Genomic DNA, 26137 nt, shown 5'->3' with positions numbered 1-26137 from the left:
CCCGCCTGGTCCGGGATGGATCAGGCTTGGGCCGGCGATTAGGCGCGGGGTGTGTTGCGGTCATGGGACAGTCGTCCGAAGCGCCTTTTGCTGCGGCGAACCCGGCAGCGGCGCGACGAATGCGCGATTTCGGGCGGCGAAGTTGCGCTCAGCTGTCGCCGCGCCGCGCCGCCTGGCGGGCCACCAGCGCGCCGATCGCGGCCCCGGCCAGCAGCACGAGCGAGGCGAGGAAGAAGGAGGTGCCGGGATGCGGGATGAGCGGATTCGCACCGACCGAAGCCGAGTAGACGAAGCCGAAGAAAAGCGGCGAGACGATCCCCGCAATGCTGGCGACGCTCATATTGGCGCCCTGGAGCTGGCCTTGCTCGCTCTCGGAGACGCGCTGCGTCATCAGCGACTGCAGCGTCGGCATCGCCAGGCCCCACAAAGCGTTGGGCAACATGGCGAGCGTGAAGGCGAGCCCCGTCGGCGCCAGCCCCATGCAGGCGATGCCGATGCCGCCGCCGACCAGCCCGAACACCATCACCGCGCGGTCGCCCCAGCGCTTGACGGCCGGTCCCACGAGCACGCCCTGGACCAGCATGTCGAGCAGCCCCACCATCGCCAGCAGGACGCCCACTTGCGATGCCCCCCATGCATAGCGATAGGCGGCGTAGAGCACGAACACGGCCGAGAAGACGTGGTGCGCGAAATAGAGAAGGAAGTTGACGAGGGCGAGGCCGGTCAGCTCGGCGTGCGAGCGCAGCAGCCGGAGCGCCCCGAACGGATTGGCGCGCTTCCACGAGAAAGCCATGCGGTTCTCCGGCTTCAGCGATTCCGGAAGGACGACCAGGCCGTAGAGAAAGGCGAGGGCGCTCAGGATCGCCGCCGCCCAGAAGGGCACGCGCGGGCCCCATTCGCCGAGCACGCCGCCGACCAGCGGTCCGGCGACAAAGCCGGCGCTGAACGCCGCCCCGATCAGCCCGTAGGCACGCGCCCTTTTTTCCGGCGCGGTGATGTCGGCCATATAGGCGAAGACGGTGGTGAAGCTCGACGATGTGATGCCGCCGAGGATGCGTCCGACCGCGAGCCACCAGAGGTTCGGCGCCAGCGCCATCAATGCGAAATCGGCGGCCAGGCCGGCCGCCGAGACGAGGATAACCGGGCGGCGGCCATAATGATCGGAAAGCGACCCGATGATCGGCGAGAAGATGAATTGCATCCCCGCCCAAAGCGCGACGAACAGGCCGTTATAGATCCCGGCTTGGGCGTTCGATCCGGTGAAGTCCTCGATCAAGGCCGGGAGGACCGGGATGACGATCCCCATCGCCATGATGTCGAGCACCGCCGTCACCAGGATGAAGGCGATGGCGGCGTCGAACCGTTTGCGGGGAAGGACAGGACCGTGCATGGTCGCGGGGTCATAGCGGCCCCTCTCCGCCAAGGGGAGAGGGTCGTTACGCGGGGTCGGGGGCTGCAGCGTTCCCCGGCGAAAGCCGGGGCCCAGGAGATGGTCGGGTGGGCCCCGGCTTTCGCCGGGGAGCTGCAACTCGTTCGTTGGCCGTGTTACTCGAACTCGAGGATCACCGCGTCGACGGCCAGGCTGTCGCCGGGCTTGGCGTCGACCTTGGCGACGATGCCAGCTTTCTCGGCGCGCAGGATATTCTCCATCTTCATCGCCTCGACCACCGCGAGCGGCTGGCCCGCCTCGACGCGGTCGCCTTCGGCGACGTGCAGCGTAGTGAGCAGCCCCGGCATCGGGCAGAGCAGATATTTGGAGAGATCGGGCGGCGTCTTCTCGATCATGTGGCCGGCGAGCTTCGCCGTGCGTGGATTGAGCACGCGCACGCCATGGCGGGCGCCGCGGGTCGTGAACAGCCAGGACGAGCCCTTGCGCTCGATCTTGACCGCCAGCGGTTCGCCGTCGATCAGCGCCTCGACCAAAGTCTGGCCGGGCGCATAGCCGATATCGACGGTGAGCGGCGTGCCGGCGACCGTGACACTTTCGCCGTTGACCGAGACCTCGAAATCCTCGCCGTCGATGCGGGCCACCCATGAGGTCGATGCGGGCAGCGGCTCGCCGAGTTGGCCGTCTATATGGCGCGCGCGCTCGGTCTCGGCGGTCGCGACCAGCGCGCCGAGCGCGGCGAGCTTGCGCTTCAGCGCGCCGTCCGCCGGAGCGCCGGCAAAGCCCTCGGGATATTCCTCGGCGATGAAGCCGGTGGTGAGCCGGCCTTCGCGGAAGCGCGGGTGCTGCATCAGCGCCGACAGGAAATCGACATTGTGGCCGATGCCGTCGATCGCGAACGCGTCGAGCGCCGCGATCTGGCGGTCGATCGCCTGCTCGCGCGTGTCGCCATAGGTGACGAGCTTGGCGATCATCGGGTCGTAGAACATGCTGACCTCGCCGCCCTCGACGACGCCGTCGTCGACGCGCACGCCTTCGCTTTCCTGCGGCGGGCGGTAGCGGACGAGGCGGCCGGTCGAGGGGAGGAAGCCGCGATAGGGGTCCTCGGCATAGACGCGGTTCTCGATCGCCCAGCCGGTGAGTTTTACGTCGTCCTGGGTGAAGGCCAGCTTCTCGCCGGCGGCGACGCGGATCATCTGCTCGACGAGATCGAGCCCTGTCACTTCCTCGGTCACGGGGTGCTCGACCTGGAGCCTTGTGTTCATCTCGAGGAAGTAGAAGCTCTCGCCGGTCGTGTCAGCGCCGCTGACGATCAGCTCGACCGTGCCGGCGCTGTAATAGCCGACCGCGCGGGCCAGCGCGACGGCCTGTTCGCCCATCGCCTTGCGCATCGCCGGAGTGACGAACGGCGAGGGCGCTTCCTCGACCACCTTCTGGTGGCGGCGCTGCACCGAGCATTCGCGCTCGCCGAGATAGACGATGTTGCCGTGCTGGTCGCCGAGCACCTGGATCTCGATATGGCGCGGGCTCTCGATGAACTTCTCGATGAACACGCGATCGTCGCCGAACGAGGCGAGCCCTTCGCGCTTGGTCGCCTCGAAGCCCTCGCGGACGTCCTGCTCGCTATAGGCGAGGCGCATGCCCTTTCCGCCGCCGCCGGCCGATGCCTTCATCATCACCGGATAGCCGATCTCGGAAGCGATCTTCACCGCCTCGTCGGTATCGGCGATCTCGCCGAGATAGCCGGGCACCACGTTGACGCCCGCTGCCTTCGCGAGCTTCTTCGATTCGATCTTGTCGCCCATCGCCGCAATCGCGTTCACCGGGGGGCCGATGAAGGCGATGCCGGCGTCGGCCAGCGCCTGGGCGAAGCTGGTCCGCTCCGACAGGAAACCATAGCCCGGATGGACGGCCTCGGCGCCGGTCGCCTTGCAGGCCGCGATGATCTTGTCGGCAACCAGATAGGATTCGGCCGCCGCCGACGGGCCGATATGCACCGCCTCGTCTGCCATCCGCACGTGCGGCGCGCGCGCGTCCGCATCCGAATAGACCGCAACCGTTGCGATGCCCATTTTCTTCGCCGTGCGGATGACGCGGCAGGCGATCTCGCCGCGGTTGGCGATCAGGATTTTTTTGAACATGCGATGACAAATCCGCTTTTAGGGTCGTGGTCGACCGAGGTCGGGAAGAGGTACTGGAGCGCCTCGGGCGACACGTCGTGATAGATTGTAGCGTGGGTCGAGTGTGGCCGCGGCGCGTAGCAATATTGGCCCGCCGCCGCAGGATGGGCCGCCAGCGCATCGAGCAGCCGGTCGACGCCGGCCTGCATTTCCGCGCCTTCGTCCCCGATCGTCAGGAACAGCCGCGTGTCGGCTTTCTTGCGGCCCTTGAGCAGGCCCGCCGCCTCGCCCGACAGGCGCTGCTGGTCCCACCAGAGGCTCGGGCTCACCGCGGCGTAGCGGTCGAACAGGGAGGGTTCGCGCAGGAAGGTCTCGACGATGAAGAGGCCTGCGAGCGACTCTCCGATCACGGCGTCGTCGCCGGTCGTGCGATAATTCTTCTCGATGAGCGGCTTCACTTCGTCGCGTATGTAGTTGCGGAATCCAGCCGAGAAGCCTGCGGTCGGATAATCGATCAGCAGCTTTACGTCCTGGGTCGGGCCGATCAGCTCGCGCCGCCGGTCCTTGGTCTCGATGCCGACGAGGATCACCGGCTCGGAGCGCGCCCAGATGCCGCCGAGCTGGCTGGTCCCGGCGATGTGGATGAAGTCCTGCTCCAGCCCGCCGTCGATCAGATAGAGGACCGGGAAGCGCTTGGTGGGATCGGCATAGCCGCTCGGCAGGTAGACGTTGATTGTGCGGGCGTCGCTCATGTGCCGCGAGGCGATCCTGTGCGTCTCGCCGATCGCGATCGGGGTCGGCTGCGAAGCCGGCGCCTGGGCGAGGGCCGGCGTCGCGAGCATCATCGCCAGCGCGCAAAGCAGGCGCGCGATCACTCCGCGGCCACCCGCGCCGGTTCTTCGCTGGTCATCGGCTGGAGGCCGAGCTTGGCGAACAGGGTGGCGTCCGCCCCGGCGCCGGCATTGCCGGCGGTCAGCAATTTGTCGCCGGTGAAGATCGAGTTGGCGCCAGCCAGGAAGCACAAGGCCTGGGTGCTCTCGCTCATGCTCTCGCGGCCGGCCGACAGGCGGACCATCGAGCGCGGCATGGTGATGCGCGCCACCGCGACCGTGCGGACGAACTCGATATCGTCGATCTTGGTCTCGCGTTGGGCGAGCAGGCGGTCGCCGAGGCTGGTGCCCCGGACCGGGACGAGCGCGTTGATCGGCACGCTCTCGGGATGGGCGGGAAGGGTGGCGAGCGTGTGGACGAAGCCGACCCGGTCCTCGCGGGTCTCGCCCATGCCGACGATGCCGCCCGAGCAGACCGACATGCCGGCGGCGCGGACGCGATCGAGCGTGTCGAGCCGCTCCTGATAGGTGCGGGTGGTGATGACCTCGCCATAATATTCGGGCGAGGTGTCGACATTGTGATTGTAATAATCGAGCCCGGCATGGGCGAGGCGGCTCGCCTGCTCGTCGCTCAGCATGCCCAAAGTCATGCAGGTCTCGAGGCCCATGGTTTTGACGCCCGCGACCATCGCGACGATCACGTCCATGTCGCGGTCCTTGGGCTCGCGCCAGGCGGCGCCCATGCAGAAGCGGCCGGACCCGGCTTCCTTGGCCTCGCGCGCGGCGGCGAGGACCTTCTCGACCTCCATCAGTTTTTCCGCCTTGAGGCCAGATTCCGCGAAGGCCGACTGGCTGCAATAGCCGCAATCCTCGGCGCAGCCGCCGGTCTTGATGCTGAGCAGGGTTGAGAGCTGGACCTCGTTATGCGCGTGCCACTCGCGATGGATGCGCTGCGCCTCGAAGACGAGGTCCATGAACGGGAGGTCGAAGAGACCCGCGATCTCCTCGCGTGTCCAATCCGTTCTCACGTCATTCCCGCGAAGGCGGGAATCCCGCTGTTCCTGCGGCGCCGGAAAGAAAGAAGAAGCGGGATCCCCGCTTTCACGGGGATGAGGGGTGGGGAAGTTCATTCGGCGGCTTCCTCGATCGGCGGGAAATTGTGGCCGAGCAGCTTCAGCACTTCGCCGGCCGCATCGACAAGGTTGGTGCCGGGGCCGAAGATCGCCTGCACGCCGGCGGCGCGCAGCATCTCGTAATCCTGGCTCGGGATGACGCCGCCGACGACGACCTTTATGTCGGGGCGGCCGAGGTCCTTGAGGTGCCCGATCAACTCGGGGACGAGCGTCTTGTGGCCGGCGGCGAGGCTGGAGGCGCCGACCACGTCCACATCCTTTTCGACCGCGAGCCGGGCGCTTTCCTCGGGGGTCTGGAAGAGCGGACCGGGGACGACCTCGAAGCCGAGATCGGCGAAGGCCGAGGCGACGAGGTTGGCGCCGCGGTCGTGGCCATCCTGGCCCATCTTGGCGACCAGCATGCGGGGCTTGCGGCCCAGCCGCCGGCCGACGGCGTCTACGCCCTGGCCGGCCTGCAGCCATTTGGGGTCGTTCGCATAAGCGCCGCCGTAAACGCCGCTCACCGGGACGGGCACCGTATCGTAGCGGCCGAACACATCCTCCATCGCCGATGAAATCTCGCCGAGCGTGGCGCGCGCGCGTGCTGCCTCGACCGCAAGGCCGAGCAGATTGTCCTTGCCGCGCGCGCCTGTGCGCAGCGCGTCGAGCGCGGCGGTGCATTGCGCTTCGTCGCGGCCGGTCTTCACCTCTTCGATGCGGCGGATTTGCGCGTCGCGGACCGCGGCATTGTCGATGTCGAGGATGTCGAGTGCGTCCTCGCCCTCCATCCGGTAGCGGTTGACGCCGACGATCACGTCTTCGCCCTTGTCGACGCGGGCGGCGCGGGCGGCCGAAGCCTCCTCGATCATCGCCTTGGGCCAGCCATGCGCGACCGCCTTGGCCATGCCGCCGTCGGCCTCGACCCGCTCGATGATTTCCCAGGCCTTGTCGACCAGTTCCTGGGTGAGCGCCTCGACATAATAAGAGCCGCCGAGCGGGTCGACGACGTTGGTGATGCCGGTCTCTTCCTGCAGCACGATCTGGGTGTTGCGGGCGATACGGGCCGAAAAGTCGGTCGGCAGCGCGATCGCCTCGTCGAGCGCATTGGTGTGAAGGGACTGTGTCCCGCCCAGCGCCGCCGCCATCGCCTCGACGGTGGTGCGGATCACATTGTTGTACGGGTCCTGCTCGGTCAGCGACACGCCCGACGTCTGGCAGTGCGTGCGCAGCATCTTCGAGCGCTCGTCCTTCGCGCCGAGATCGGTCATCACGCGGTGCCACAGCGTGCGCGCGGCGCGCAGCTTGGCGACCTCCATGAAGAAGTTCATGCCGATCGCGAAGAAGAAGGACAGGCGGCCGGCGAAGGCGTCGAGATCGAGGCCGGTCGCCATCGCCGCCTTGGCATATTCGCGGCCGTCGGCGATCGTGAAGGCGAGTTCCTGGAGCTGCGTCGCCCCGGCTTCCTGCATGTGGTAGCCGGAGATCGAGATCGAATTGAATTTCGGCATGTGGCGCGAGGTGTAGCCGATGATGTCCGACACGATCCGCATCGAGTGGTCGGGCGGATAAATGTACGTGTTGCGGACCATGAACTCCTTCAAAATGTCGTTCTGGATGGTCCCGTCGAGCTGGTCCTGGGCGACGCCCTGCTCCTCGGCCGCGACGATGTAGAATGCGAGGATCGGGATCACTGCGCCGTTCATCGTCATCGAGACCGACATCTTGTCGAGCGGAATGCCGTCGAACAGGATCTTCATGTCGTCGATCGTGTCGATCGCCACGCCCGCCTTGCCGACGTCGCCGGTGACGCGCGGGTGGTCCGAGTCATAGCCGCGATGAGTCGCGAGATCGAACGCGACCGACAGGCCCTTCTGGCCGGCGGCGAGGTTGCGACGGTAGAAGGCGTTGGACGCCTCGGCGGTCGAGAAGCCTGCATATTGGCGGATCGTCCAGGGACGCCCGGCGTACATCGATGCGCGCACGCCGCGCGTGAACGGCGCGAAGCCCGGCAGGCCGGGGTCGATCCCCTCCACATCCTCGGCCGTGTAGAGCGGCTTCACCGCGATGCCCTCGGGCGTGTGCCAGGTGAGGTCGCGGCCCTTCACCTCCTTGGCGGCAAGCGCTTCCCATTCGGCGCGGGTCAGTTTGGGCTCAGTGGTCACCCTTGGGGGTCTCCATAATCTCGGTCAGCACGCCGCCCATGTCTTTGGGATGGACGAAGAAGATCAAAGTGCCGTGGGCGCCGATGCGCGGCTCGCCGAGCACCTTGGCGCCCTTGGCCTCGAACCAGGCTTTCGCCGCGCGGATGTCGGGCACTTCGTAGCAGAGGTGGTGCTGTCCTCCGGCCGGGTTCTTGGCGAGAAAGCCGTGGATCGGCGAGGCTTCGCCCAGAGGCTCGATCAGCTCGATCTGCGTATTGGGCGTATCGACGAAGCACACCTTCACGCCCTGCGCGGGCAGATCGAACGGCGCGTGGATCACCTCCGCGCCCATCACGTCGCGATAGAAGGCGATGCTCTTCTCGATCGACGGGGTCGCGACCCCGACATGGTTGAGGCGGCCGAGCTTCATGCTCTCACCTCAGCGGCATTAGAGCGGAATATTGTCATGCTTCTTCCACGGATTTTCGAGCTGCTTGTCGCGCAGCTTGCGGAGGCCGAGCGCGATCCGGCGGCGCGTCGAATGCGGCATGATCACCTCGTCGATGAAGCCTTTGGATGCGGCCACGAAGGGGTTCGCGAACTGGTCCTCATATTCCTTGGTGCGGGCCGCGATCTTCTCCGGATCGCCAATGTCCTTGCGGAAGATGATCTCGACGGCGCCCTTGGCGCCCATCACCGCAATCTCGGCCGACGGCCAGGCGTAGTTCAAGTCGCCGCGCAGATGCTTGCTCGCCATCACGTCATAAGCGCCGCCATAGGCCTTGCGCGTGATGACAGTGATCTTGGGCACGGTCGCCTCGGCATAAGCGAACAGCAATTTGGCGCCGTGCTTGATGATGCCGTCATGCTCCTGGGCGACGCCGGGGAGGAATCCGGGCACGTCGACGAAGGTGATGATCGGGATGTCGAAGGCATCGCAGAAGCGGACGAAGCGCGCGGCCTTCTTCGACGATTTGATGTCGAGCACGCCGGCCAGCACCATCGGCTGGTTGGCGACGACGCCCACGGTGCGGCCCTCGATCCGCCCGAAGCCGGTGAGGATGTTGCCGGCATGGGTCGGCTGCACCTCGAAGAAGTCGCCCTCGTCGAGCGTCTTCCGGATGAGCTCGTGCATGTCGTAGGGCTTGTTGGCGCTGTCCGGGATCAATGTGTCGAGGCTGTCCTCGATCCGGTCCCATGGATCGTTCGTCGGCCGCTGCGGCAAAGGGTGGCGATTGGAAAGCGGCAGGAAGTCGAAGAAGTCGCGGGTCGCGAGCAGGGCTTCGATATCGTTCTCGAACGCGACATCGGCGACGCCCGACTTGGTCGTGTGGGTGATTGCGCCGCCCAGCTCCTCCTGGGTCACGACCTCGTTGGTGACGGTCTTCACCACGTCGGGGCCGGTGACGAACATGTAGGAGCTGTCCTTCACCATGAAGATGAAGTCGGTCATCGCCGGGCTGTAGACTGCGCCGCCCGCGCACGGGCCCATGATCAGGCTCAGTTGCGGCACCACGCCGGAAGCGAGGACGTTGCGCTGGAACACCTCGGCATAGCCGCCCAATGAGGCGACGCCTTCCTGGATGCGAGCGCCGCCGCTGTCGTTCAAACCGATGACGGGCGCGCCGACCTTCATCGCCATGTCCATCACCTTGCAGATCTTCTGCGCGTGCCGCTCGCTCAATGAGCCGCCGAACACGGTGAAATCCTGCGCGAAGACATAGACGAGGCGGCCGTTGATCGTGCCCGATCCGGTGACGACGCCGTCGCCGGGGAATTTCTGGCTCTCCATGCCGAAATCGGCGCAATTGTGCTCGACGAACATGTCATATTCTTCGAAGCTGCCCTCATCGAGCAGCACGTCGAGCCGCTCGCGTGCGGTCAGCCGCCCCTTGGCGTGCTGCGCCTCGATACGCTTCTCGCCGCCGCCGAGCCGCGCCTGGGTGCGGCGTGCTTCGAGTGTTTCCAGATTGGCCGACATGCTCGCCCTCAAGACAGTTTCGCAGATTGTGCCCTTCCAGCCTTGCCGCCCAAGCGCAAATGTAAACTTGCGAAAATGTGTATAGGGACTTTGCAAAGGAGTCGCTCATTGTCGGACGCAACCGCCCGCCGCATCTTCGTCGGAACCCGCGCCCGCGCGCTGCGCGTGCGGCTCGGGCTCAGCCAGGCGGCGATGGCCGCGCGCGTCGGAATATCGGTCAGCTATTTGTCGCAGCTCGAGAGCGACGACCGGCCGATGACCGAGACGGTGCTGATGGCCTTCGCCCGCGCCTTTCCCGCCGACTGGGCGGAGATCCATGCCGACGAGGATATTGCGCTGCTGGCCCAGGCGACCGAGGCGGCGCTCGATCCGACCGTGGGCGCGCCGCCGCTCCCCGAGGAGGCGTTGCGCCGCGCGGTCAAGCGCCAGCCCTTGCTCGCCGAGCGGCTGGTCGCGGTCCATGCGGCTTTTCGCCGGTCGCAGAACCAACTGCGGACCCTCGACGACGCCTTCGAGCGCGGTCCTTCGGGCGGCGTGCCGCTGCCGTGGGACGAGGTGCGCGACTGGTTTCACAACGAAGGCAATTATGTCGATGCGATCGACCGGGCGGCGGAGGTTGCCGCGACCGGGATGGACAGGGCGTCGGGGCCGCTGGCCGCCGGGATCGAAAAGCTGCTGCGCGAGCGACACAGCGTCACCATCCGGCGTTCCGCGGAAGGGTCGGGGTCGGCGCTGCGCCGCTTCGATGCGGAGCGGCGCGTGCTGGACATCGACCGCTCATTGCCGCCGGAGAGCGACGCCTTCCTCCTCGCCCATCAATTAATGCGACTGGAGCTTGCCGATATCATCGCGACGGTGGTGCAGGCCGCGCCTCTCCGGTCAGAGGAGGCGTTCCAATTGCTGTCGGTGGGCCTCGCCAATTATGCGGCGGGCGCGTTCCTGATGCCGTATGCCGCGTTCCGCGCCGAGGCTCGGCGGACGCGGCACGATATCGACGCCCTCCGCCAGTGTTTCGGCGTCAGCTTCGAGCAGGCCTGCCACCGCCTCTCGACGCTCCAGCGGCCCGGCGCGGCCGGCATCCCCTTCTATTTCTGCCGCGTCGACATGGCCGGGAACATCACCAAGCGCCATTCGGCCACTCGGCTCCAGTTCGCCCGTTTCGGCGGCGCCTGTCCGCTCTGGATGGTGCACGAGGCGGTGGCGATTCCCGACCGGATCCTGGTCCAATTGGCCGAGACGCCGGACGGGGTGCGCTACGTCTCGATGGCGAAGGGGCTGGTGAAGCCGTCGGGCAGCTACGCGCGGCCGAGCCGGCGCTACGCCGTCGCTTTGGGCTGCGAGGTCACGCACGCCGCCGACTTCATCTACAGCGACCAGCTCGACCTTCGGGGCGCGACCAGCGCCACCCCGATCGGCGTCTCCTGCCGCATCTGCCCGCGCGAGAATTGCGAGCAGCGCGCCTTCCCGCCGGCGGGCAGGGCCATCCGCGTCGATCCCAATTACCGCGCGGTGGTGCCGTACAGCTTCGCGTAGGCGCGACCCTTATTCGGACAGCGCGCCTTCCTGCGGCGCGTGGAGGCGCAGGCGGTTGACGCGGCGGCTGTCGCTGTCGGTCACTTCGAGCCGCCAGCCGCTCGGATGCGTGACGATTTCGCCCAGCTGCGGCACATGGCCCGCGAGCACCGAGGCAAGGCCGCCCAGCGTCTCCACATCCTCCTCGACCTGGGCGAGGCGGGCGTCGATCATCTCGGCCACGTCCTCGAGTTCGGCGCGGGCGTCGGCATCCCACAGGCCCTCCTCGAGCAGGATCAGCATGCCCGGCGCATGCTCGTCATGCTCATCCTCGATATCGCCGACGATCTCCTCGACCACGTCCTCGATCGTGACCAGGCCCTCGGTGCCGCCGAACTCGTCGACGACGATGGCGAGGTGGACACGCTGGGCGCGCATGCGCGCGAGCAGGTCGAGCACGCCCATCGATTCCGGCACGAAGAGGGGCGTGCGGATAAGCCCCTCGATCGTGGCGGGCGGTTCGCCGGTCGCGACATGGACCGTGAACACGTCCTTGATGTGGACCATCCCGACGACGCTATCGAGGTCCTCGCGATAGACGGGCAGGCGGCTGTGGCCGGCTTCGGCAAAGGCGGCGACCAGATCGGGAAAGCTGACCGTATCCGGAACGGCGATCATGTCGCCGCGCGTGACGGCGATGTCGCCGACCGTGCTTTCGCCGAAATGGAGGAGGTTGCGCAGCATCTGCCGCTCGACGCTCGAAAGGTCGCCGACCCGCGGCACCTCGCCTTCGTGATTCTCGATCGCCTCCTCGATCTGATCGCGGAGAGTCGCTTCTCCCTCGTCGCCGAAGATCATGGTCCGAAGACCTTGCCAGAATGTACGCCCGTTATGCTGGGCGCTGCTACTGCTGTCGTCAGGCATCGAGTTGAGTTTGCACCTCTGTCACTGCGTAGGGATCGGATATGCCGATGGCGGCGAGGGCGTGGCGTTCGACCGCCTCCATCGCCTCGGCGTCCTCGTCGTTGGTCTCGTGGTCGTAGCCGAGCAGATGGAGCGTCCCATGCACGACCAGATGGGCCGCATGCGTCTCAGTCGGGATGCCCTTTTCGGCCGCTTCGCGCGCGCACACGCCATAAGCCAGCACGATGTCTCCGAGCAGGACCTCGCCGGCGTCAGCGGCGGCGATCGAATCGAGCAAGTCGCCCTCGATCATCGGGAAGGAGAGGACGTTGGTCGGCTTGTCCTTGTCGCGGTAGCCGGCGTTGAGCGCCTTCACCTCGTCGTCATCGGTGAACTTGATCGAGACTTCCACCGAGAGGTCGCTGTTGATCAGCCGCGCGTGACTGCTGCTCGAGACGGCGGTGAGGACGGCGCGCTCGGCAAGCTCTTCCCAGTCGATGCGACTGTCCCATTCCTCCCCGGAATCGGCTTCGACCAGGATCATTCGAGCGGCCCCTCATAGGCATCGACGATCTTGCCGACGAGCGGATGGCGAACGACGTCGCCGGCGCCGAAGCGGACCGTGGCGAGCTTGGGGATTCCTTCCAGCTTCGACACCGCGTCGGCAAGGCCTGACTGGCCCGGATTGGGCAGGTCGACCTGCTTGGGGTCGCCGCAAATGACCATGCGGCTGCGCATGCCGAAGCGGGTCAAGAACATCTTCATCTGCGCGGGCGTGGTGTTCTGCGCCTCGTCGAGGATGATGAAGGCGTCGGAGAGCGTGCGGCCGCGCATGAACGCGATCGGCGCGATCTCGATCTCGCCGCTGGCGATGCGCCGTTCCACCTGCTCGGTCGGCAGCATGTCGTAGAGCGCGTCGTAGAGCGGGCGGAGATAGGGATCGACCTTCTCCTTCATGTCGCCGGGCAGGAAGCCCAGCCGTTCGCCCGCCTCGACCGCGGGGCGCGAAAGGATGAGCCGGTCTACCGAGCCGCCGATCAGCTGCTGGACCGCCTGCGCGACCGCGAGATAGGTCTTGCCGGTGCCTGCCGGCCCCAGCGCGAAGATCATGTCGTCGCGGTTCAGCGCCTCCATGTAGACCGCCTGGGTCTTGGAACGCGGCACGATCGTCTTCTTGCGGGTGCGGATCATCACCTTTGGCAGCTCCGCTGCATCCGGAGCGATGATGCCTTCCAGCGTCGGCTGGCCCGACATGGCGATCACGGCGTCGACCATGCCGGCGTCGATGTCCTGGCCCTCGTCGAGGCGGTTGTAGAGCCCGTTCAGCACGTCGCGGGCGCGGGCCGCGGCCTCAGGCTCGCCCTCTATCTGGACGCGCGCACCGCGCGCGGCGATGTAGACGCCGAGCCGGTCCTCGATGGCGACGAGATTGCGGTCGAACTCACCGAACAGCGGGCCGAGCAAATGGGGCTCGGCAAATTCGATCTCGACGCGGGCACGCGGCGCAGTGGATTCGGTGGCCTTCTTCTGCGCCATCAGGCCGCATTCCTCATCAATTGGGCGCCGGCCAGGCTGTTCGGCCCGGCCGAGACGATTTCGACCTCGATCAGATCACCCAGTTCGGCGCTGGTTTCCAAATGCACAGATTGCAGCCAGGGCGACTTGCCAATCAGCTGGCCAGGTTTCTTGCCGCGCCGCTCGAGCAGCAGCGACGTCTGGCGGCCGACCGTCGCCTCGTTGAAGGCGATCTGCTGAATGTTGATCAGCGCCTGCAGTCTCTGCAGCCTCTCGTCCATCACTTCGGCCGGCACCTGACCTTCCATCGTCGCGGCGGGGGTACCCGGCCGCGGAGAATATTTGAACGAGTAAGCCTGCGCGTAGTTCACGGCCTCGACGATTTTCAGCGTGTCTTCGAACTCGGCGTCGGTTTCGCCGGGGAAGCCGACGATGAAGTCGCCCGAAAGCGCGATATCCCGCCGTGCCGCGCGGACGCGATCGATGATGGCGATGTAGCTCGATGTCGTGTGGCTGCGGTTCATCGCCTTCAGTACGCGGTCGCTGCCCGATTGCACCGGCAGGTGCAGGAAGGGCATCAGCTTCTCCACCTCGGCATGGGCGCGGATCAGGCCATCGGTCATGTCGTTGGGATGGCTGGTCGTATAGCGGATCCGCTCCAGCCCTGGCAGCGCGTCGAGCGCGCGGGCGAGCCCGTCCAGACCCTGCATGTGGCCCTTATCGTCCTCGCCGGTCCAGGCGTTGACGTTCTGGCCGAGCAAGGTGATCTCGCGCGCGCCGCGGTCGACCAACGCCTTGGCCTCGTCGACGATGGCGGCCCAGCTCCGCGAGACTTCGGCGCCGCGCGTATAGGGCACGACGCAATAGGTGCAGAATTTGTCGCAGCCTTCCTGCACGGTGAGGAAAGCGGTCGGGCCCTGCTTGCGCCGGGCGGGGAGGGCGCCGAACTTCGACTCGACCGGCATGTCGGTGTCGAGCGCGCGGCGTCCGCCCTTGGCCTGTTCGAGCAGTTCGGGCAGGCGGTGATAGGCCTGCGGGCCGACGACGATGTCGACGGCGGGCGCGCGGCGCGGGATCTCGGCGCCTTCGGCCTGCGCGACGCAGCCGGCGACCGCGATCATCGGCCGCGATCCGTCCTCGCGCTTCAGCCGGCCAATGTCCGAATAGACCTTTTCCGCCGCTTTCTCGCGGATGTGGCAGGTGTTGAGCACGACGAGGTCGGCGTCGCTGCCGTCCGCGGCGGCGGTCAGGCCCTGCGACTCCAGCAGCTCGGTCATCCGGGCGCCGTCATAGACATTCATCTGGCAGCCGAAGGACTTGACGTGAAAAGTCTTTGGATTCCGCTCGTTCATCGCAGCGCCTATAGTGGAAGGCGGGCGGCGGCGGAAGGGAAGAGCGCGTCGACCACTTCGGCCCGGCTCATCTCGGCCAACGCCTTGCGGTCGCCCACCGTCTCGGGATCGACCGGCTCCAGGAAATGCAGCGTCACCTCCGTGCTGCCGCGCCGTGACAGGACGCGCCCGGCATTGGCCGCGGCCGGCTCCTGGCCGACCCAAGCGATCTCTCGAGCGGCTGCGCCATAGTCGATCGCGATCGGCTGCACCTTCACGCCGGGGAGCGGCGGGAGGAGCGAGGAGAACAGGCTGGCGCGGAACGGCAGCACTTCGTGCCCCCCTTCGGTCGTGCCTTCCGGGAAGAGCGCGACCGGCTGGCCGCTGGCTAGGGCGTCGCGCAGCGCGTCCGCCTGATCACGGACGGCGCCGCGCTGGCTGCGTGCGACGAAGATAGTGTTGTTGAGCCGGGCCAGCCAGCCGATCACCGGCCAGCGGGCGATGTCGTCGCGCGAGACGAAGGCCGCCCCGGTCGCGCCGGCGACGATCAATATGTCGAGCCAGCTCAGGTGGTTCGAGACGAACAGCACGTTGCCGGGCAGCGGCCGGCCGGTCGTGCGGACGCGCATGCCGGCGGCGCGGGCCGCCCAGGCGAGGAAATGGCGCGGCCAAGGCGAACGCCACCCCAGCAGCTTCCACAGATAATGGAGCGGTACATAGACGAGCAGACCGCCGGCAATGGCGACAAGGCGCAGCGTCAGCCGCATCGTCTATTTGCGGTTGAGCGCGACGCCGTACAATTCCATGCGGTGGTCGACGAGGCGGAAGCCGAGCTTCTCCGCGATTCGGCGCTGGAGCGCCTCCAGCTCGTCGTCGACGAACTCGAGCACCTGGCCGGTCTCGACGTCGATCAGATGGTCGTGATGCGCCTCGCTCGCCGCTTCGTAGCGGGCGCGGCCGTCGCCGAAATCGTGGCGCTCGAGGATGCCCGCTTCCTCGAAGAGGCGCAGAGTGCGGTAGACGGTCGCGATCGAGATGCCGGGGTCCACCGCCGATGCGCGGGCGTGCAGCGCCTCCACGTCGGGATGGTCGTCGGCCTCGGAGAGGACGCGGGCGATCACCCGCCTTTGCTCGGTGATGCGCAGGCCCTTTTCCGCGCAGAGGGTCTCGATGTCGATCTTACGTGTCATTGCCCGCTCAGCTTAGCCAATAACGCAGCCGGGGCAAAGGACCCGGAAGGCCAAAGTGGCCGGGACGCGGGGTCCCGGCCGGTCTTCGTTACTTCTTCGGTGCAGCCGGGCGGCGGCGCTTGGTGCCGAGGCCGATCTTCTTGGCCAGCGCGCGGCGCTGTTCGGCATAGTTCGGCGCGACCATCGGATAGTCGGCGTTGAGGCCCCACTTCTGACGATATTCGTCGGGCGTCATGTTGTAGTGCGTCATCAGGTGACGCTTCAGCATCTTCAGCTTCTTGCCGTCTTCGAGGCAGACGATGTAGTCCGGCTTCACCGACGAGCGGACCGACACAGCCGGCTCCTGCTTCACTTCGGGCTCGGCCTGGCCGGTGCCGAGACCGGTCAGCGCGCCGTGGACGTTCTCGATGAGCAGCGGAAGATCGTTAACAGCAACGCTGTTGTTGCTGACATGCGCGGACACGATGTCGGCGGTGAGCGTGATCAGGGCTTCATTCAAATTGTCGACGTTTTCCATGGGAGGCTTAAGCTCTCTCGAATAAAAGGAGGGGACCTGGTCCTGCGCGGCAAATGGTCCCCCACCGCGTGATTTACAAGAGATTTTCGGCAGAAAGCTTCTTTACGCGGTTTACACGGTAATGCTCTTCGCGAGCGTTAGTGCGTCGTAAACCTGGCCGTCACGGCCGCTATAATAGTTGCGGCGACGTCCAACTTCGGAAAAGCCCGTTTTCGCGTAAAGGTTTATCGCGCTGTTTCCTTCCCGCACCTCCAAATGGAGGTCGTGCGCGCCGCGCGTTGCTGCAACCTGGATGAAACGGTCGAGCAGCAACTGGCCGATGCCGCGGCCGCGACCTTCGCGCTTCACGGCGAGCAGTAACAGTTCGGCCTCGCGCAGGACGACTCGGCCGAGCGCGAAGCCGAGTACTTCGTCGCCGTCGCGCGCCAGGCTGAGCCACACGCCGGGCATTGGCAGAAGGCCGGCACATTGTGGCGCCGTCCAAGCTTCTCCGAAGGCGGGATCGAACGCCGATTCCATCACGTCCATCACGGCGGCGAGATCGAGAACGCTTCCTTCGCTGACGCTGATGCCGCTCATAAAGGCATCGGCTTCGCGTCGGGCGCGCGCCCGTAGATCGGCCGCGGCGGCAGCGATCTGAGGCCCGCGGGGAGCAGTCGCGCATCGGCGGCGCGCGGCAGAGCGTCATGAGCGCTGCCATGGCCGCGAGCGCCGACCAGCAGTTCGGCGCCGCTGCCATATACGTCCGGCGTCGCGATCAGGGCCGCGGCTTCTTCGGGAACCAGCGAACGAAGCTCGTCCAGGGGCAGCAGGGGATCGCCTCCGTACCGTTGGACGAAAATCTGTCCATGACCGCCAATCAACGCAACCGCGATTTCGTTCCCAGCGGCCGATGCGGCGATCAAAGCGGTCGAGGAGTAACCGGACAGCGGCACGCCCCAGCCGATCGCCAGCCCGTGCGCAGCGGCGAGGCCGACGCGCACACCGGTGAAGCTGCCCGGACCGCAATCGACGAGGATCGCGGTCGGCCGGCGCCCGCCCAATATTTCGGCGATCATCGGCACGAGGCGCTCCGCATGGCCCCGACCGACCACCTCGTGGCGCTCGTCGAGCAGGCGATCGCCGTCGATCAAGGCGACCGAGCAGGCGGCGGTCGCGCTGTCGATTACCAGCAGCATGTCAGCGATCCGGGGAGCGGCGTCAGACGGCCTCGACCGTCTCGACCTCGGGAACATAATGTTTCAGCAGTCCCTCGATCCCGTTCTTCAGCGTCATCGTCGAGGACGGGCAGCCGGAGCAGGCACCGTGCAGGGCGAGATAGACGGTCCCTTTCTGGAAGCCGCGATAGACGATGTCGCCACCGTCCTGGGCCACCGCCGGCCGCACCCGCGTCTCGATCAGCTCCTTGATCTGCGCGACGATGTCGGCATCGGCCGGGTCCTCGGCCACCGCGTCGAGCGGCACCGCGATTCCCGACGCGCTGCCGGGCTTGAACAGCGGCGCGCCGCTCGAGAAATGATCGAGCAGCACCGTCAGGACTTCGGGCTTCAAGTGCAGCCATTCGACACCGGGCGCGGCAGTGACGGAAATGAAGTCGCGGCCGAAGAACACGCCTTCGACGTCGCCCGTCGAGAAAATCGCCTCGGCGAGCGGCGAAGCCTCGGCTTCCTCCGGAGTCGCGAAATCGCGCGTGCCGCTCGGCATCACGGTCTCGCCGGGCAGGAACTTGAGCGTCGCCGGATTGGGCGTGGTTTCGGTCTGGATCAGCATGAATCCCATTTGGCCCCGCGCCCCCCGTGGATCAAGTGCGAACGCCCGCAGGTGCGCCGTTCAGCAATTCTCGTACTTCCAGTTGCGCTTCTTGCCTTCGGAGACCCACTCGACCGTCTGGGCTATTCTTTTCTCCCGCGTGGCGGCCTGTTTGGCGGTCGTCACCCATTCCACATATTCGCGCTGGCTGCTTGGGCTGAACGCATCGAACGTCCGCGCCGCCGCCGGTTCCGTGTCAAGCGCCGCGCGGAGATCGTCGGGCATCGGGAGCGGCGCTTTGGTGGTCTTGTTGCGCACCGGCTTCACGCCCGCGTCGGTGAGTTCCATCGCCTTGCGGATCAGCCCCGCGAGCGCAGCCGGCTCGGGCAGGTCGTCGACCGAGGTGATACGGCCGAACTGGCCCATGCCCTCGTCGGATTTGGCCTCGTCGCCAAGGACCAGGCTGCCGCGCCAGAAACCGAAGCTGGTATGCGCCTTGAAGGCGGCCATGCCGGCCAGCTGCTCGCCCTTGTATAGGAAGGTCGGCATGCTCCACTTGAGCGTTTCCTCGGCCTCCGGGCACGCGGCGTGCACTGCCGCGCGCAGATGGCGCAGAATGGGTTTGGCGAAGTCGGCCTGCCGGTCGATATAGTCGTCGATGCGTGCGTCGCGAGGCATGGCCCTCTCCCTGGCTTGGAGGGCGATCATGTCCCTCGGGCCGCAGCGGCGCAAGCGCGAGCCGGACCACACGGGCAGGCTGTAAATCCAACATGTTCGCAATGAATTGGTTTTTTGCTAAGCCCCTCGCGCCATGCCTGTTCGCGTGGCCTGTTGCAGTACCGGTCAGGGGGCGTGAATGGGTTCGGATTCTTCGGTTTGGAAGCGCGGCGCTTCGGCGTTCGGGCTGGCCGGAGCGGTACTCGTCCTGCTTCCTTCGCCCTCGCACGCGCAATCGCCGGCCGAGCTTGGCGACCTTTCGATCGAGGAACTCGCGCAGGTCCAGGTGACATCGGTTTCCAAGCGGGCCGAGCCGCTCAGCGGGGCGCCGGCGGCGATCTACGTGATCAGCAACGAGGATCTGATGCGCGCGACCGCGACCTCGCTGCCCGAAGCACTGCGGCTCGCCCCAAATCTGCAGGCACAGCGCATCGACGCGCGGCAATATGCGGTGAGCGCGCGCGGCTTCAACGGCTATGAAACGGCCAACAAGATGCTGGCGCTGATCGATGGCCGCAGCATCTATACGCCGCTCTTCTCGGCGATATTCTGGGAGCTGCACGCGCCGGTCCTGGAGGATGTCCAGCAGATCGAGGTCGTGAGCGGCCCGGGCGGCACGCTCTACGGACCGAACGCGGTGAACGGCGTCATCAACATCAGCACCAAGGATGCGCGCGATACGCTCGGCGGCTTGGCGCGCGCGACCGTGGCGGCCAACGAGCGCACGGCGGCGCTGCGATACGGGATGCCGATCGGCGAAACCGGCGCGGTGCGTGTCTACGGCAATTATTTCGATCGCTCGGACCAGCCTGCGGGTCCAGCCGGCGATATCAACGACCGCTATCGCGGCTATCAGGCCGGCTTCCGGATGGACCTCGGCTCGGACGACAGCAGCTTCACGCTGCAGGGCGATCTGTTCGACACCGAAGTCGCGACCACCGCGGCCGACGGCGAGCAGGGGCACAATATCCTGGCGCGCTGGACCGGCCGAGTCGGCGAAGACAGCAATGTCCAGCTCCAGGCTTATTACGACAAGTTCGAACGCCAGTTCCTGCTGGTGCGCGACTCGCTCGAGACGTTCGACGTGGAGGGGCAGTTTACCAGTTCGATCGGCCGGCACGACGTCGTCGTCGGCGCGGGCGCGCGCACGACCAAGGATCTGTTCGAAAACGATCTTAATCCCTTCGTGCTCGATCCGGAGAGCGACCGGCTGTGGACGCTGAACATGTTCGTGCAGGATCGCTATGCGCTCAGCGACCGGCTTTCGCTGACAGCGGGCGTCAAGTTCGAGCGCTCGTCGTTCAGCGGATGGGAGATCCTGCCGAACCTGCGACTCGCCTGGCAGCCCAGCGACCGTACGCTGCTGTGGTCGGCGGTGTCGCGGGCGGTGCGCACTCCCTCGCGGATCGACCGCGACCTCAATTTCCTGCCGATCCTGGCCCAGGCGGACGACTTCGCTTCCGAAAAGGTGACCGCGATCGAGGCCGGCTATCGCGGCCGGCCGACGGACAGCACGACGCTCTCCGTCTCGATTTTCTACAATCTCTACGACGATCTGCGCACGACCGAGTTCGCGTCCGGCGGCGGCCTGCCGATCCGGCTCGCCAACGGCCTCGGCGGCGAAACCTGGGGCGTGGAGGCGTGGGCGACGCAGCAGCTCACCTCTTGGTGGCGCCTGCGCCTCGGCCTCTCGACGCTCGGCAAGAGCTTCGCCGTCGACGGCGGCCATGCCGACATCGCGGACGGCGCCTCGGCGGGCAACGATCCCGATTTCAAGCTGACGGTGCGGTCGCAGATGAACCTGGCTTCGAACGTCGATCTTGACCTCGGCGTCCGCGTCATCGATGATCTCGAACGGCCCGAGGTCGATTCCTACGTGGAGGCGCAGGCGCGCCTCGGCTGGCGGGTCACTCCTGCGGTCGAATTCTTCGTCGCCGGCAACAATCTGCTCCGCGCCACCCACGAGGAGAATGGCGAACCCGCTCGCGCCCAGCGCATCGAGCGCAGCATCCACGCCGGCACGAGGCTGCGTTTCTGATGGCCCGGTCCTTCTCCATGCGCGACCGCTGTCTGGCCATGCTGCTGCTGATCGGCTTCGCCCAGCCGGCGGCGGCGCAGCAGCCCACCGAATATTCGGTCAAGGCGGCGTTCCTGCCGAAGTTCGCCCGCTACGTGAACTGGCCGCCGCAGGCGCAGCCGCCGGCCGGCAAGCCCCTGCAGATTTGCGTCATCGGCAGCGATCCGTTCGGCAAGTTGCTCGACGAGGCCGTCGCCGGCCAGCGCGTCGAGCAGAATCCGGTGGCGCTCCGGCGGATGCGGACGGCGGCCGATGCCGAGGGCTGTCATCTGGCCTTCGTGCGCGGCACCCACGATCAATCCACGGGCCAGATCCTGGCGGCCTTGGCGAACAGGCCGGTGCTTACCATCACCGATTCCCGCGATGGCGGGGTGCGCGGCATGATCCATTTCGCGGTCGAGAAGGGCCGCGTCAGCTTCCACGTCAACGACGCGCTGGCCGCGCGCAGCCGGCTCGACATCAGCTCGCGCTTGCTCGGCGTGGCGCTGAGCGTGAAGCAGCGGCGCGTATGATCCGGTTGCCGCGACTTCAATCTCGGCCAAGGAACATGCCGGCCGCCGCGATCCTGCTGGCGGCCTTGCTGCTGCTGGCCGGCCTCGGCGTCATCTTCCAGAACGAGGCCTCGCATCAGCGCCAGAAGCTAAGCGAAACCAGGGTCCAGGCTGAAATCCTTGCGGCGAGCGTGACGGCCGCGCTCGATTTCGGCGATGCTGCCGCCGCGCAGGAATCGGTCAATGCGTTGCGGGCCAATCCGCAGGTCCAGTTCGCGGCGATCTACAATCAGTCGGACCGCCTGGTTGCGGGCTTCGAGCGCAACGGCCAGGTCGTGCCGCCATCGACGGCGGCGATAGCGGCTCCCGGGCAGCGCGACATTGCCGCGACGGTCCCGGTGCTGCGCGACGGAGAGCGGATCGGCTCGGTTCATCTCGCCATCGCCCGCGAAGGCCTAGGGCGTCGGGTGACGCGCTATGCGTTGGTCTCCTTGTTCATCCTGATGGCCGCGGTGATCGCGATCATTCTCGGCCTCGCCCAGAATGTCCTGCGGCGCGTCAATCGCGAGCTCGAGCTTCGCGCCGGCGCTTTGGCAGAGGCCAATCGCGAGCTGCAAATCCAGATCGAGGAGCGCGCCAAGGCCGAGGAGCAACTCCGCCAGGCGCAGAAGATGCAGGCGCTGGGCCAGCTCACCGGCGGCATCGCCCACGATTTCAACAATCTGCTGACCGTGATCCAAGGCTCCGCCGACATCCTCCAGCGGCCGAACCTCAGCGAGGAAAAGCGCATCCGCTTCGCCGACGCGATCGCACAGACGGCGCGGCGTGCGGCCTCGTTGACCAGCCAGCTGCTCGCCTTCGCGCGGCGCCAGCCGCTGAAGCCGGAAGTGCTGGATCTCAATGCCCATATCCTGGGCATGGCGGAACTGCTCGACCGAACGCTTGGGGAGCGGATGAATGTGCAGATCGAGCTTTCGCCCGATCTGTGCGCCGTGAAAGTCGATCCGACCCAGCTCGAAGCGGCCGTCCTCAACATCGCGGTCAATGCGCGCGACGCGATGGACGAGGCCGGCGCGCTCACCATCCGCACGCTCGATATTCCCGCGACCGAAGCAGGCGGGCCCCGAGCCGGGCTCGCTATCACCGACAGCGGGACGGGCATCGATGCCGACACGCTGGCGCGCGTGTTCGAGCCCTTCTTCACCACCAAGGATGTCGGCAAGGGGACCGGCCTCGGCCTCAGCCAGGTCTATGGCTTCGCTGCCCAGTCGGGCGGGGACGTCTCGATCGACAGCGTCGTCGGCGAAGGCACCACGGTCACCCTGATCCTGCCGTGCAGCGAGGAGGCAGTTGCCGTTCCGGTCACGGCGCTGGGCCGGGTCACGGCGTCTGGTATCACCGGCCGGATCCTCGTGGTCGACGACAATGAGGAAGTCGGCGCCTTTGCCGAAGCGCTGCTCGGCGAACTCGGCCACACGGTGCTGCGCGCCCACTCGGGCGAGGAGGCGCTGAGCCTTGCCGGCGAGCACGAGCTCGACGCCGTTTTCACCGACGTGGTGATGCCGGGCATGAGCGGGCTCGAACTGGCCGACCAGTTGCGCGCCGAGCGGCCCGATTTGCCGATCGTGCTCACCACCGGCTTCAGCGACCGGATCGCGACCTCGGGCACCGGCGGATTGCCGGTCGTCTACAAGCCCTACCGGTTGGAAACCATCGCCACCGCGCTCGACGAGGCGATGTCCGCGCGCATGGCGTGACGCGTCGAAAAACATCGGTTACGCTCCCCCAAAAATAACTGGGGGAGAGCGGATCGATGACCGGACGCAATTTCTGGGCGATGAAGAGCGGCGAGAGCTGGATCGTCCGCGAGGAGGGGCTGCCCGGTCAGGCGAGCGCCCACGCCACCCCGCAGGAAGCCTGGGCCGAAGCCCGCTCCCGCGCCGAGGCGATGGGCGGCGAGGCCTTCCTCACCGCCGATGACGGCGAGCTCTGCAAGCGCGAATGGTTCGGCGCGCTTCCGCGCGACATCAAGATCTAGAAGATCCCGCCGCCCAGCATCAGGCGCAGCACGCCGATCACGAGCACGACTAGGTTGAGGTTGCGGCCGCTCTTGCCGTCCGAGATCGCGCCGACCGCGAGGCCGACGACGGCGATCGGCAGGAAGAACCAGTTCATCCAGCCGAGCAGGGGGAGGAAGGCAACCGCCGTGAGGACCAGGGCGACCGCGCCGATGACAAGCGAGACGAGGTTCAGCATCACCCGATCATGGGACCGAGCAGGGCTCGACGCAAGCCGCAGCCTTGTCCGACGCCGCCCGCCGCGCCCGCGACGCGCGCCGCCCTGAGCGGATGCCGTCGACCGCGAAGATGACGAGCGCGCTCCAGATCGCGCCGAAGCAGATCATGTGCGCCGTCGTCAATTTTTCGCCGAACAGCGAAACCGCGAGCAGAAACTGGATGGTCGGCGCAACATATTGGAGGAAGCCGAGCGTCGAATAAGGCAGGCGCTTGGCGGCCGCGGCGAACAATAGCAGCGGCACCGCCGTCACCAATCCGGCGCCCATCACCAGCAAGGTCGTGGCAAGGTCCATCGGCATCGCGCCGCTGCCCTCCTGCTCGAGCCAGAACAGCCAAGCGAGCGCGACCGGCGCGAGCAAAACCGTTTCGATCGACAGCCCCTCGAGCGAGTCGACCGGCGCGACCTTGCGGATGAAGCCGTAGGCCGCGAAGGTGCAGGCGAGGGTGAGGCTGATCCACAATCCGCTGCCGGCGCCGACCGCAAGCACCGCCACGCCGGCCGAGGCCAGCCCGACCGCGAAAATCTGGGCGCGGCTCAGTTTCTCCTTGAGCAGCACGACGCCGAGCAGGACGTTGACCAGGGGATTGAGATAATAACCGAGGCTGCCCTCCAGAACGTGGCCGTTGAGCACCGCCCAGATATAGACGAGCCAGTTGCCCGCGATCAGCACCGACGTGGCGAGCAGCATCGCCATCAAGCGCGGAGTGCGCAGCGCCTCGCGGATCGTGCCCCAGCGCTTCCACACCGTCACCAGCACGCCCAGGAAGACCAGCGACCACAGGATGCGGTGGGCGACGATCTCGGTCGGCAGCAGGTTTGCGAGCAGCTTGAAGTAGAGCGGCAGGAAGCCCCACAGGAAATAGGCGCCAAGGCCCAGGAATAATCCGGCGCGGCCGCGCGCATGCTCGTCGGTCATGGTGGGCGCCTAGAGCAGGGCAGGAGAGCAAACAAGCGCGGGCCAGCCGCAATCGGCCCCAGCCGATCCTTGCGCTCCCGCCCTGATTGGCATCACTTTAACACAAAATTAACCTTGAGCGTCCACCTCCTGAGGTCCGGGGGGCCTTCGTGGGGGAGGCGGCACTATGACAGGATTGCGGTATTTGGCGCTCGCGGCCTTGCTGGCCTGCGCAGCTTGCACGACACTCACCCGTCCCCCGGCGACCGTCCAGATCACCGAGGAGCGCCAGCCGGAATGGATGACGGCCGCCGCGCCCGCCGACATCGACCGGATCCACCGTCTCGGCGAGGCCTGGCAGGAAGGTTTGCGGCAGGCGCGCAGCCGCGGCTTCCGTCGCGCGATCGAGGGCGAAGGCACCTTGCTCGAACCGGACGCCGCCCTGCCGCGCGCAGCGCCGTCGCCGGGCTCCTATCATTGCCGGGTGATCAAGCTGGGCCAGCAAAGCGGGCGCGGCGCGGCCTTCGCCGCCTACAAGCCCTTCTTCTGCTATGTCGACGTCGATGGCGACACGCTCACCATCGTCAAGCAGACGGGCTCGCAGCGCCCCGCCGGCTTCATCTATCCCGACCGCGACGATCGCCACATCTTTCTAGGCTCGGTGGCGCTCGGCGACGAGACCAGCCCGCTTGCTTATGGCGACGACGAGAAGCGCGATCTCGTCGGGGTGGTCGAGCGGGTCGGGCCGTTCCGCTGGCGGCTGGTCATGCCGTGGCCGCAGTCAGGCGCGATCCTCGAAGTGTTCGAACTGGTGCCCGCCGTCCAATAGGCTAAACATGGCCTTCTCAATGCCGGGGGAGACGGACATGAAGACGCCTGTTGCCTTGATCGCCACGCTCGCTCTGCTCGCCGCCTGCGAGGCGCGGATCGGCAAGGACGATGCCGCCGCCGATACCAATTCCGCCGCCGAGGTTTCGCCCGAGGGCAAGGCGGAGGAGGGGCAAGTCTCGATCAAGGCGCCGGGCTTCGATCTGAAGCTCGACATCCCCGACGAGATCAATGCCGATACCGACACGGATAGCGAGCTTTTCTATCCGGGCGCCAAGGTGAGCGGCCTCCATATCGAGGGCAGAAGTGGCGGGGGCGGCGTCGAGCTTGCCTTCACCACGGCCGACGCGCCCGACAAGGTCGCGGCCTGGTATCGCGATCCGGCACGGGCCCAGGCCTTCGCCGTCGCCTCCGACGTTCGCGAGGGCGCCGGTTACCGGATCGAGGCGACGCAGAAGGACGACGGCGACCCGTTCACGGTGAAGATCGCGCCGCGCGGCACCGGCACCGACGGCCGCCTGATCTTCCGCGACCGCAACTGAC

27 protein-coding genes are annotated in these 26137 nt (G+C 66.8%); 7 read left to right on the top strand and 20 right to left on the bottom strand.

Annotation, left to right across the window (positions count from 1 at the left end):
• Window positions 1-148: 148 nt before the first annotated feature.
• The 7 genes from SH591_RS06075 to SH591_RS06045 form a co-directional block, all read right to left on the bottom strand.
• Window positions 149-1390 (bottom strand): TCR/Tet family MFS transporter, encoded by a 1242-nt coding sequence (locus tag SH591_RS06075; RefSeq protein ID WP_324750956.1) that lies wholly within the window; start codon window positions 1388-1390, stop codon window positions 149-151.
• A gap of 155 nt (window positions 1391-1545) precedes the next feature.
• The gene (locus SH591_RS06070; protein WP_324750955.1) at window positions 1546-3528 is read right to left on the bottom strand and encodes an acetyl/propionyl/methylcrotonyl-CoA carboxylase subunit alpha; all 1983 of its coding nucleotides are present in this window, start codon (window positions 3526-3528) and stop codon (window positions 1546-1548) included.
• Window positions 3510-4382: an alpha/beta hydrolase gene (locus tag SH591_RS06065; RefSeq protein WP_324750954.1), complete on the bottom strand. Its 873-nt coding sequence runs from the start codon at window positions 4380-4382 to the stop codon at window positions 3510-3512. Before SH591_RS06065 ends, SH591_RS06070 begins: the two co-directional genes overlap by 19 nt.
• A complete protein-coding gene (gene bioB / locus SH591_RS06060) occupies window positions 4379-5365 on the bottom strand; it encodes a biotin synthase BioB (RefSeq protein WP_416385213.1) in 987 nt (328 codons plus the stop codon). Before bioB ends, SH591_RS06065 begins: the two co-directional genes overlap by 4 nt.
• A gap of 98 nt (window positions 5366-5463) precedes the next feature.
• Entirely contained in the window at window positions 5464-7611 is a 2148-nt protein-coding gene (scpA, locus tag SH591_RS06055) for a methylmalonyl-CoA mutase (protein ID WP_324750953.1), read from the bottom strand.
• Complete coding sequence (gene mce / locus SH591_RS06050; RefSeq protein ID WP_324750952.1) at window positions 7601-8020, bottom strand: methylmalonyl-CoA epimerase; 420 nt, start codon at window positions 8018-8020, stop codon at window positions 7601-7603. Before mce ends, scpA begins: the two co-directional genes overlap by 11 nt.
• Before the next feature lie 18 nt (window positions 8021-8038).
• Window positions 8039-9571, bottom strand: coding sequence for an acyl-CoA carboxylase subunit beta (locus tag SH591_RS06045; RefSeq protein WP_324750951.1), 1533 nt, complete (start codon window positions 9569-9571; stop codon window positions 8039-8041).
• 75 nt (window positions 9572-9646) lie between these two features.
• Here SH591_RS06045 and SH591_RS06040 point away from each other — a divergent pair, with 75 nt between their 5' ends.
• Entirely contained in the window at window positions 9647-11104 is a 1458-nt protein-coding gene (locus SH591_RS06040; RefSeq protein WP_416385212.1) for a helix-turn-helix domain-containing protein, read from the top strand.
• 9 nt (window positions 11105-11113) lie between these two features.
• Here SH591_RS06040 and SH591_RS06035 read toward each other — a convergent pair whose 3' ends face one another.
• The 11 genes from SH591_RS06035 to SH591_RS05985 form a co-directional block, all read right to left on the bottom strand.
• Window positions 11114-12007, bottom strand: a complete 894-nt coding sequence (locus tag SH591_RS06035; protein ID WP_416385211.1) for a hemolysin family protein — start codon at window positions 12005-12007, stop codon at window positions 11114-11116.
• Window positions 12000-12530 carry an rRNA maturation RNase YbeY gene (gene ybeY / locus SH591_RS06030; RefSeq protein ID WP_324750948.1) on the bottom strand — a complete coding sequence of 177 codons (531 nt, stop codon included), beginning with the start codon at window positions 12528-12530 and terminating at the stop codon, window positions 12000-12002. The genes SH591_RS06035 and ybeY overlap by 8 nt, the downstream gene beginning before the upstream one ends.
• Window positions 12527-13522, bottom strand: coding sequence for a PhoH family protein (locus SH591_RS06025; protein ID WP_322832026.1), 996 nt, complete (start codon window positions 13520-13522; stop codon window positions 12527-12529). The genes ybeY and SH591_RS06025 overlap by 4 nt, the downstream gene beginning before the upstream one ends.
• Window positions 13522-14853, bottom strand: a complete 1332-nt coding sequence (gene miaB, locus SH591_RS06020) for a tRNA (N6-isopentenyl adenosine(37)-C2)-methylthiotransferase MiaB (RefSeq protein WP_324750947.1) — start codon at window positions 14851-14853, stop codon at window positions 13522-13524. The genes SH591_RS06025 and miaB overlap by 1 nt, the downstream gene beginning before the upstream one ends.
• An 8-nt stretch (window positions 14854-14861) precedes the next feature.
• Window positions 14862-15599, bottom strand: a complete 738-nt coding sequence (locus SH591_RS06015; RefSeq protein WP_324750946.1) for a lysophospholipid acyltransferase family protein — start codon at window positions 15597-15599, stop codon at window positions 14862-14864.
• A gap of 3 nt (window positions 15600-15602) precedes the next feature.
• Complete coding sequence (locus tag SH591_RS06010; RefSeq protein ID WP_322832023.1) at window positions 15603-16022, bottom strand: Fur family transcriptional regulator; 420 nt, start codon at window positions 16020-16022, stop codon at window positions 15603-15605.
• Window positions 16023-16110: 88 nt separating this feature from the next.
• Complete coding sequence (locus tag SH591_RS06005; RefSeq protein ID WP_322832022.1) at window positions 16111-16539, bottom strand: Ros/MucR family transcriptional regulator; 429 nt, start codon at window positions 16537-16539, stop codon at window positions 16111-16113.
• Between the two features lie 111 nt (window positions 16540-16650).
• Window positions 16651-17118: a ribosomal protein S18-alanine N-acetyltransferase gene (rimI, locus tag SH591_RS06000; protein ID WP_324750945.1), complete on the bottom strand. Its 468-nt coding sequence runs from the start codon at window positions 17116-17118 to the stop codon at window positions 16651-16653.
• Window positions 17115-17717, bottom strand: coding sequence for a tRNA (adenosine(37)-N6)-threonylcarbamoyltransferase complex dimerization subunit type 1 TsaB (tsaB, locus tag SH591_RS05995; protein WP_322832020.1), 603 nt, complete (start codon window positions 17715-17717; stop codon window positions 17115-17117). Before tsaB ends, rimI begins: the two co-directional genes overlap by 4 nt.
• A gap of 22 nt (window positions 17718-17739) precedes the next feature.
• Window positions 17740-18309 carry a NifU family protein gene (locus tag SH591_RS05990; protein WP_322832019.1) on the bottom strand — a complete coding sequence of 190 codons (570 nt, stop codon included), beginning with the start codon at window positions 18307-18309 and terminating at the stop codon, window positions 17740-17742.
• A gap of 60 nt (window positions 18310-18369) precedes the next feature.
• Complete coding sequence (locus tag SH591_RS05985; protein ID WP_324750944.1) at window positions 18370-18966, bottom strand: YdeI/OmpD-associated family protein; 597 nt, start codon at window positions 18964-18966, stop codon at window positions 18370-18372.
• A 178-nt stretch (window positions 18967-19144) separates the two neighbouring features.
• Between SH591_RS05985 and SH591_RS05980 the strand changes: the two genes are divergently transcribed.
• The 4 genes from SH591_RS05980 to SH591_RS05965 are packed head-to-tail and all read left to right on the top strand — an operon-like array spanning window position 19145 to window position 23611.
• Window positions 19145-21043: a TOL_0244 family TonB-dependent receptor gene (locus SH591_RS05980; RefSeq protein ID WP_324750943.1), complete on the top strand. Its 1899-nt coding sequence runs from the start codon at window positions 19145-19147 to the stop codon at window positions 21041-21043.
• A gap of 17 nt (window positions 21044-21060) precedes the next feature.
• Window positions 21061-21594 carry a TOL_0243 family YfiR-like periplasmic protein gene (locus SH591_RS05975; protein WP_324750942.1) on the top strand — a complete coding sequence of 178 codons (534 nt, stop codon included), beginning with the start codon at window positions 21061-21063 and terminating at the stop codon, window positions 21592-21594.
• A 35-nt stretch (window positions 21595-21629) separates the two neighbouring features.
• Window positions 21630-23330, top strand: coding sequence for a CHASE sensor domain-containing protein (locus SH591_RS05970; RefSeq protein ID WP_324750941.1), 1701 nt, complete (start codon window positions 21630-21632; stop codon window positions 23328-23330).
• 56 nt (window positions 23331-23386) lie between these two features.
• On the top strand, window positions 23387-23611 hold the full coding sequence (locus tag SH591_RS05965) for a DUF2188 domain-containing protein (protein ID WP_322832014.1): 225 nt from the start codon (window positions 23387-23389) through the stop codon (window positions 23609-23611).
• Here the strand turns inward: SH591_RS05965 and SH591_RS05960 are convergent.
• Both SH591_RS05960 and rarD read right to left on the bottom strand, forming a co-directional pair.
• Window positions 23608-23829 (bottom strand): hypothetical protein, encoded by a 222-nt coding sequence (locus SH591_RS05960; RefSeq protein ID WP_322832013.1) that lies wholly within the window; start codon window positions 23827-23829, stop codon window positions 23608-23610. The genes SH591_RS05965 and SH591_RS05960 overlap by 4 nt on opposite strands.
• Window positions 23830-23836: 7 nt before the next feature.
• Window positions 23837-24787, bottom strand: coding sequence for an EamA family transporter RarD (rarD, locus tag SH591_RS05955; protein ID WP_324750940.1), 951 nt, complete (start codon window positions 24785-24787; stop codon window positions 23837-23839).
• A gap of 166 nt (window positions 24788-24953) precedes the next feature.
• Here rarD and SH591_RS05950 point away from each other — a divergent pair, with 166 nt between their 5' ends.
• Complete coding sequence (locus SH591_RS05950) at window positions 24954-25595, top strand: DUF4893 domain-containing protein (protein WP_324750939.1); 642 nt, start codon at window positions 24954-24956, stop codon at window positions 25593-25595.
• Window positions 25596-25632: 37 nt separating this feature from the next.
• A complete protein-coding gene (locus SH591_RS05945) occupies window positions 25633-26136 on the top strand; it encodes a hypothetical protein (RefSeq protein WP_324750938.1) in 504 nt (167 codons plus the stop codon).
• Window position 26137 lies beyond the last annotated feature (1 nt).

Origin of the sequence: Sphingomonas sp. LY54, assembly GCF_035594035.1 — a bacterium.
Taxonomy (GTDB): Bacteria; Pseudomonadota; Alphaproteobacteria; order Sphingomonadales; family Sphingomonadaceae; genus Allosphingosinicella.
The sequence above is the reverse complement of the archived record's forward strand: the minus strand, read 5'-3'. Positions and strand labels throughout refer to the sequence as shown.